We start from the raw sequence: 1,271 nt of genomic DNA, 5'->3' as shown, positions 1-1,271 counted from the left end.
TTCGAATGGCGCATCGTTGCGGTCAGCGCCAACGCCGATATCGCGCTCGACAGCCTGCTCGGCCAGCGCGTCACGCTGCTGACCACGCTCGCCGACGGCGGCCAGTCACGCCGCACCGGCCTGATCCGTCAGGCCGAAAAGCTTGGCGCCGACGGCAGCTTCGCGCGTTACCGGCTGACCGTGGTGCCGTGGCTGTGGCTGACTACGCAACAGCGCCACAGCCAGGTGTTCCAGAACCGGGCGCTCGACAGCATCATCGAGACCATCCTGCAGCCCTATGCGCCCTACGCGCAGTGGCGCTATGCCGCCGGAGCCGAAGCCCGCATCGCCGCGTTCAGCGAGCGCGCCCACATCGCGCAATTCCGCGAGACCGACTACCAGTTCCTGTCACGTCTGCTGGCCGAGGCCGGGCTGGGATATACCGTGGTGGACGACGACGAAGCGCCTTTCGGCCATGCCGTGGTGATTTTTGCCGACAGCGCGCAATTGCCAGAGGATGCCGAGTCAGCGGCTGGCGGTGGCATCCGCTACCAGCGTGTACATAGCCAGGAGTCAGCTGACGCCATCCAGCAATTGATCTGTGAAACCCGTGCCGCGGTCGGCGGCATCGCGGTGGGCGCGTGGGATCCCGAAGCCAAGCGCACCATCCGTGGCCACGCGCCCGCGCGCTTCGGCGGGTTTTCAGGCCGGGCAGCCAGCCCCGATCCTTACCTGTCCGTCAGCCTGTCGCTGGCGCCGAACACGGCCAGCGCGCAGCGCGTCGCCGAGCAGGTAATGGAGGCCATCGAAGCGCGTGCACTGGTGTTCACCGGCAGCGCTTCCGTACGCACGCTGCGCTGCGGCACACGACTGAGCGTCACCGGCTGCCCACACCTGCCGCCACAGGAAAACGATACGGCGGGATATCCGCTGCTGCTCGATGCCGTCGAACACTGCGGCATCAACAACCTCGCAGTGGAAACGCGCGCCGCGCTCGCCGACCGGATGGGGCCGCTCGAAGCGGCATTGCGCTTCGACACGCCGCCGCCGGCGCCGGATGCCGCGGCGACCACCGCCGGCCTGATGAGCAGCTTCTTCGACGACACGGCCGAGCGGCTGGTACCAACCGAATCCCTGCGGGCGGTAGCACGGGAACACGGCTACGCGGCGCTCTTTCGTGCCTTCGATGCGCGCCGTCCATGGCGCGCCGCCGTGCTGGAGGGCGATTGCCCGCGCCTCTATAGCCAATCGACCCCGCTGGGCGTCCATACCGCGATCGTGGTTGGCCCGGA

The 1,271-nt window shown here is 68.2% G+C and carries 1 protein-coding gene; it reads left to right on the top strand.

Going from position 1 to position 1,271, the window contains the following annotated elements:
- Window positions 1-1,271, top strand: a 1,271-nt coding sequence (locus GA0116996_RS27860) for a phage late control D family protein (RefSeq protein WP_141693777.1), incomplete at both ends; no start/stop codon positions are given.

Source organism: Cupriavidus alkaliphilus, from assembly GCF_900094595.1.
In the GTDB taxonomy this organism is placed as follows: domain Bacteria; phylum Pseudomonadota; class Gammaproteobacteria; order Burkholderiales; family Burkholderiaceae; genus Cupriavidus; species Cupriavidus alkaliphilus.
This window is presented reverse-complemented; position numbering and strand designations above follow the sequence as displayed.